The 6,026-nt window shown below is 60.3% G+C and carries 5 protein-coding genes; 2 read left to right on the top strand and 3 right to left on the bottom strand.

Annotation, left to right across the window (positions count from 1 at the left end; translation table 11 throughout):
* Both HMPREF0372_RS08670 and HMPREF0372_RS08665 read right to left on the bottom strand, forming a co-directional pair.
* The coding region (locus HMPREF0372_RS08670) for a sugar phosphate isomerase/epimerase family protein (protein ID WP_007490980.1) at positions 1-900 on the bottom strand (900 nt) is incomplete at its 3' end.
* Entirely contained in the window at positions 901-1,581 is a 681-nt protein-coding gene (locus tag HMPREF0372_RS08665; RefSeq protein WP_007490979.1) for a TIGR00266 family protein, read from the bottom strand. It lies immediately after the preceding gene.
* A gap of 136 nt (positions 1,582-1,717) precedes the next feature.
* Between HMPREF0372_RS08665 and HMPREF0372_RS08660 the strand changes: the two genes are divergently transcribed.
* Complete coding sequence (locus tag HMPREF0372_RS08660; protein WP_007490977.1) at positions 1,718-2,299, top strand: hypothetical protein; 582 nt, start codon at positions 1,718-1,720, stop codon at positions 2,297-2,299.
* Positions 2,300-2,347: 48 nt separating this feature from the next.
* Here the strand turns inward: HMPREF0372_RS08660 and HMPREF0372_RS08655 are convergent, their stop codons facing one another.
* Entirely contained in the window at positions 2,348-4,012 is a 1,665-nt protein-coding gene (locus HMPREF0372_RS08655; protein WP_007490975.1) for a Na/Pi cotransporter family protein, read from the bottom strand.
* Between the two features lie 242 nt (positions 4,013-4,254).
* On the opposite strand from HMPREF0372_RS08655, the gene HMPREF0372_RS08650 reads away from it, so the two are divergent.
* On the top strand, positions 4,255-5,994 hold the full coding sequence (locus HMPREF0372_RS08650; protein WP_007490973.1) for a hypothetical protein: 1,740 nt from the start codon (positions 4,255-4,257) through the stop codon (positions 5,992-5,994).
* The last annotated feature ends 32 nt before the right edge of the window (positions 5,995-6,026 follow it).

The following is a 6,026-nucleotide window of genomic DNA, read 5'->3' as shown; positions in this document are numbered from 1 at the left end:
GGAGAGTTCATGTACCAAATAGTCCGGACCGATGCGCTCCACTACCTCACGGATGGCATGGGAAGTCCAGGGCTGATGCGTATCGATGCGCAGGATATGGCGGTAGCCGAAGCCGTACCGCTTTAAATAGTCCAGAGGCAACCTCGGAGGAAGAAAACCCGTATGGGCCCGGACATATTCCCCGCTGAGGGAGCAGTGAAGATGAATCCCCCTGATGTACCGGCAAAGGCCTCCATGCCGGTCCAGCATGCGGTGTACATAGTCCGCCCCTTCCTCCAGGGTACGCAGGCTGGTGTCGCAGTTCATCAGATGCCCGATATCCAGCATGATCCCCTTGCGCTCAGCCCGGATTCCGTCCAGCAGACGGCGGGTCAGCTCCGGCTCGGTGAAGGTGAAGCCCGGCCACCACTGGTTCTCTACCAGGAAGTCGAAGGGCCACGCCCGGTCTCCCAGCAGGAGATTGATAACCTCCGCCGCCGCATCGATGACCTCCTCATGGGTGTGCCGCCAGTGGTAAGTGAAACCCTCCTCCACCGACACGTCGGACACGTGGAACACCACATAGCGCGCCCCCCACGTCACAGCTCGGTCCAGATCCTCCCGGTAGAGGCGCAGCAGGGTCTCCCGTCCCTCCGGGCCGCCGTAAAAGGACCGCCACACTTCCTCCGAGCCAAATTTCTCGGTCAGTGCGGCCCGGTCTCCCCGCCAGAAATCCAGCCAATCTGGATAAAAGGTCAGGTGGTAGCCCACGTGCAGCGCCTGCGGCACCGTGCAAGGCAGTTCCTCACCGCCCCATACCACCTCCAGGCCGTCACAGCCGCAGGAACGGCAAGCCTCCTCCAAGTCCCCATACTCCGTCAGGACAGAGGCGGTCATGGGCAGGCTCATCAGGGTATCCATTTATTTGCTTCCAGTGTTGAAGAATGGGGCCAGCGCCGCCGCCACCCCGCTGACCGGCATGGTCTGGAGCAGAATCTTGCCCGGCCCGGTTACCACGGTGTTGAACAGGCCCTCGCCGCCAAAGAGGACATTCTTGACGCCCTTCACTATTTGAATGTCAATGGTGCAGGTGGCATCCATCATGGCTAGGTTGCCGCTGTCCACCACCATGCTCTGCCCCGCCTGGAGCTCATACTCCACCGCATAGCCGTCGACCTCCAGAAAGGCCGTGCCGCGGCCGGAGAGCTTCTGCATAATAAATCCCTCGCCGCCGAAAAAGCCAGCTCCCGCTTTCTTTTGAAAGAAGATGGACAGCTCCACCCCCTGTTCAGAGGCCAGAAAGCCGCTTTTCTGCACCACTACGGGGTGGGCCGGGTCAATCTCCACCGCCTTAATGGACCCAGGGAAGCTGGAGGCAAAGGCGATCATCCCAGCTCCGCCCTGGGCGGTATAAGTATTTTGAAACATCGACTCACCGGAGAACATGCGGCCGAAGGCTTTGCCAATACCGCCGGCTCCGGTTTCCATCTTCATGTTGGGGCTCATCCACACCATGGAGCCCCGCTCGGTGATCATGGCCTCGTTGGCCTCCAGATCACACACCACAACGGGCATGGGCTCACCAATGATCTCATACTTCATAATGGGTCCCTCCTTATGTTTGGATGCTCCTAGTATATTACGGTTTCCGAAGGATGGCAAGTCCCGCCCCATGCACTTTACAAATTCTTTCCTTTCGTGGTATGATGGTATCATTCTTTCAAGGAGGCGTCGGACCATGGAGCTGACAAGGGAGCAGGCGCTGGCCCTGCTCAGGCAGTATAACGAGGAGCCCTTTCACCTGCGCCATGCCCTGACGGTGGAGGCCGTCATGAACTGGTTCGCCCGGGAGCTGGGTTACGGGGAGGAGGCGGCGTTCTGGGCCCAAGCGGGGCTGCTGCACGACTTGGACTTCGAGCGCTACCCGGAGGAGCACTGCGTCAAGGTGCGTGAGATCATGGAGGCCCGCGGGCTGGACTCGGCCCTCATCCACGCGGTAGTCAGCCACGGCTGGGGCATGACGGAGGGCGACGCCCAGCCGGAGCACGAAATGGAGCGGGTGCTCTTCGCCGTGGACGAACTCACCGGACTGATCGGCGCAGCCGCCCTCATGCGCCCCTCCAAGAGCGTGCAGGACATGGAGCTGTCCAGTCTGCGCAAGAAATTCAAGGACAAAAAGTTTGCCGCCGGCTGCTCCCGGGAGACCATCACCCAGGGAGCCCAACTCCTGGGTTGGGAGCTCAACGACCTGCTGGAGCGCACCCTCCAGGCCATGAAGGCCTGCGAGGCGGACATCGAAGCCCAGTGCGCCGCCCTCTGAGATCCACAAAAAAAGACCGTGTCCCCCGGCGGGGATACGGTCTTTTTGTCAAGCGTCGGTGGCCTCGGTGGCAATGCCCGCCCGCTCCTGGGCGATGTTCAGTGCGTGGTCGCCGATGCGCTCAAAGTCGGTAAGCAGCTCGGAGAAAATGATGCACGCCTCGTCTGAGCAGGAGCCCTGCTTCATCCGCTTCATCTGGTTGCGGCGATACTCCTCAGTCATGTCGTCCATCCGCTGCTCCAGCGCGGAAACCTTGGTGAGCCAGTCGGTGGGCTCGATGCTCTCCTGCTCCAGCAGGTCCAGCACCTCCAGGCAGACGGCCTCCATGCTCCTCAGCTCCTCCTGAGCCTCTTCGGAGAATTGAATCTTCTTCTTGTCCAGCATCTGGGTGTACTCGCAGATATTCATGGCATGGTCGCCGATGCGCTCGATGTTGCCGGTGATCTTGAAGTAGGCGCTGATGGCGGTGGAGTCCTTCTCGTTGGTCTCGTGCACGATGATGTTGGAGATGTACTGGGAGATCTCCTTGTTGAGATAGTCGATATACTCCTCGGTGGCCTCCGCGCTCTCCACGCGCTTTACATCCCGCTCCAGCACTGCCTGGAAGCTGGTGGCGATGTTCTCCTTCGCCATGCCCATCATGCGGTTGAGCTCCTGGCGGATCTGGGTGACATACATCGCGGAAAAGCCGATGGGGTGCTCCTGCTTGGAGGCAGGCATAGGCACCAGAAAAGCCAGGTGCATCCCCTCCTCCTTGTCCTCCTTGCGGTCGGGCAGGATGCGCATGGCGATCTTCACCAGATATCCGCCGAAGGGCAGCAGCAGCAGGGTGGTCACAATATTAAAGAGGGTGTGCATGTTGGCAATCTGCGCCGCCGGGTTGTCGGGGGTCATGGACTGCATAAACCCGGTCAACGGCGTGGCCATGCAGATGACGGTGAACAGAACGGTGCCGAACACGTTGAACATCAGGTGGATGATGGTGGTGCGCTTGGCGTTGCGGCTGGTGCCGATGGAGGCCAAAACGGCGGTGATACAGGTGCCGATGTTCTGTCCGAAGAGGACGTATACCGCGCTGTCCAGGCCGATTACCCCACTGAGGGCCAGCGCCTGCAGGATACCCACCGAGGCGGAGGAGGACTGGATCAGAGCTGTGAAGGCCGCTCCCGCCAGAATGCCGACAACGGGGTTGGAGAAGGTGCTCACCAGATTGACAAAGGCGGGCCATTCCCGCAGGGGCTCCATGGCCGAGCCCATCATCTCCATACCGATAAAGAGCACGCCCAGGCCGGCCAGAATATTTCCGTAGTGGTGAATCTGGGGCTTCTTCAAAAAGACCACCATGGCCACGCCCACAAAGGCGAACAGGGGAGCCACGGCGCCCACGTCCAGGGCGATGAGCTGGCCGGTGATGGTGGTGCCGATATTGGCGCCCATGATGATCCACACCGCCTGTTTCAGCGTCATCATGCCAGAGTTGACGAAGCCCACCACCATGACAGTGGTGGCGGAGGAGGACTGGATGACCGCGGTAATGCCCGCGCCCACCAGGATGCCCAGGAAGCGGTTGGAGGTCAGCCGCTCCAGAATGCCCTTCATGCGGTTGCCCGCCGCGGCCTCCAGGCCGGCGCTCATCATCTGCATGCCGTAAAGGAACAGGGCCAGGCCGCCCAGCAGCCCCAGGAGAATGCTTATGTCTAGGTTCACGTTCATTCCCTCATTTTTTACATTCTTTTTTCTGATCTCTTACCAAATGCCAGCAGTAGTATACCGAATGTAAAGTGGCGCGTCAACGGTATTTACAAGAACTTTACAAAAAGATTCGACCGGATCTTTACTCTTTTTTAATCTTCCAATTTCCGGCCAGCCGTTGCCTTTCAGCCGATTTTAGGCTATACTACCCTTATCCCGTTCGTTTGGCCTCCGGGCCCGCGGAACAAAAGGAGAATGTTTTTATGGAACAGCAACCGGCCAAGAAGCGCCGAGGCCCTGCAAGCAAGCTGGGGAAGATCCTGATCAACCTGATCGTCACCGCTGTGGTGGGCTTCCTCTACTTCTATGTGGCCCTGCCCCCCATCAACCTGCAGTCCAGCGATTTTTATACCTTCATCGGCATCCTGTGTGTGGTGTATGTCGTCAGCGCCCTGATCACCTCCGGCATGAATGTGGTCAGCAGCGGTGGAGGCCCCAAGGAGTACCTCCGCTTCATCAAGACCCAGTGCCTGCCTGTGGGCATCCTGTTTCTGGCCCTGATCGCGGTGGCCATCGTGGGCTCCGTCCTCTCGATGCCCCTTTTCCGCGCCGCGGCCTACCGGGATCTGCTCACCGTGGAGGATGGCAATTTCGCCGAGGACATCGCCGAGATTTCCTTTAGTGAGATCCCCACCCTGGACAAGGACTCCGCCAACTTCCTGGGCGACCGCCAGATGGGCACCCTCAGCGACATGGTCAGCCAGTTTGAATACTCCAACGACTCCACCCAGATCAACTACCAGGGCCGCCCCGTCCGGGTCGCCCCCATCGCCTATGCTGACCTCATCAAGTGGTTCACCAACCGCTCCCAGGGCCTGCCCGCCTATGTCATCGTGGACATGGTCACCCAGGAGGCCACTGTGGTGCGCCTGGAGGAAGGGATGAAATACTCCTTCTCTGAGCCCCTCAACCGCAACATCGTGCGCCACCTGCGCTTCCAATACCCCACCTACATGTTCGGCACGCCCCAGTTCGAGATCGACGAGGACGGCCGCCCCTGGTGGATCGCCCCCCGGGTGGTCAAGACCATCGGCCTCTTCGGCGGCACCGACATCAAGGGGGCCGTCCTGGTGGACGCCATCACCGGCGAGAGCACCTACTACGAGGAGGTGCCCACATGGGTGGACAACGTCTACACCCCCGAACTCATCATGGAGCAGTATGACTACCACGGCACCCTGGTCAACGGCTTCATCAACTCCATCTTTGGCCAGCGGGACGTGACCGTCACCACCCAGGGCTCCAACTATATCGCTCTCAACGACGACGTTTATATGTATACCGGCGTCACCTCAGCCAACGCCGACCAGTCCAACCTGGGTTTTCTGCTGTCCAACCAGCGCACCAAGGAGACCAAGTTCTATACGGCGCCCGGCGCTACAGAGAAGGCCGCTCAGGCTTCTGCCATGGGCGTGGTGCAGGATCTTGGGTATATAGCCACCTTCCCCCTGCTGCTCAATATCGCTGGCGAGCCCACTTACTTCATCCCCCTGAAGGACAATACCAACCTGGTCAAGAGCTACGCCATGGTCAATGTGGCCCAATACCAGATCGTGGCCACCGGCTCCACCGTCTCCGAGTGTGAGCAGAAGTATGTCCAGCTGCTGGGCAGCAAGGGCATCACCACGCCGGAGGAGCGGCCGCAGACCGAGGCCAGCGGCGTCATCGCCGAGCTCCGCTCCGCCGTGCTGGACGGCAACACCTACTACTTCATCCGCCTGGAGGGCGAGGAGGTGTTCTACTCCGTCTCCGCCTCCCAGAATGAGGTGGCCGTGATCCTCAATGTGGGCGACTCCGTCACTATTGAGCACGAGGTCCCGCAGGAGGGCAGCGAGTCGCTCATCCTGGACGGCTACACCATCACCAGCCACACCAGAGGCAGTTCTGCCGTTCCGGCGGAGCCCTCCGCCTCCCCCGAGCCGCAGACCGGCGCAGCCGCATGACACAGCGGGCGGACAGCAGTGCTGTCCGCCCG

The organism is Flavonifractor plautii ATCC 29863, from assembly GCF_000239295.1.
In the GTDB taxonomy this organism is placed as follows: domain Bacteria; phylum Bacillota; class Clostridia; order Oscillospirales; family Oscillospiraceae; genus Flavonifractor; species Flavonifractor plautii.
Note: the sequence above shows the minus strand (reverse complement) of the source record. Positions and strands in the feature narration are given on the sequence as shown.

What these genes read in the sequence shown, in the direction of transcription:
- HMPREF0372_RS08660 (WP_007490977.1), top strand. Translation starts at nt 1,718, where the DNA reads ATGGAGCTGACAAGGGAGCAGGCGCTGGCCCTGCTCAGGCAGTATAAC.
- HMPREF0372_RS08665 (WP_007490979.1), bottom strand. Translation starts at nt 1,581, where the DNA reads ATGAAGTATGAGATCATTGGTGAGCCCATGCCCGTTGTGGTGTGTGAT.
- HMPREF0372_RS08655 (WP_007490975.1), bottom strand. Translation starts at nt 4,012, where the DNA reads ATGAACGTGAACCTAGACATAAGCATTCTCCTGGGGCTGCTGGGCGGC.
- HMPREF0372_RS08650 (WP_007490973.1), top strand. Translation starts at nt 4,255, where the DNA reads ATGGAACAGCAACCGGCCAAGAAGCGCCGAGGCCCTGCAAGCAAGCTG.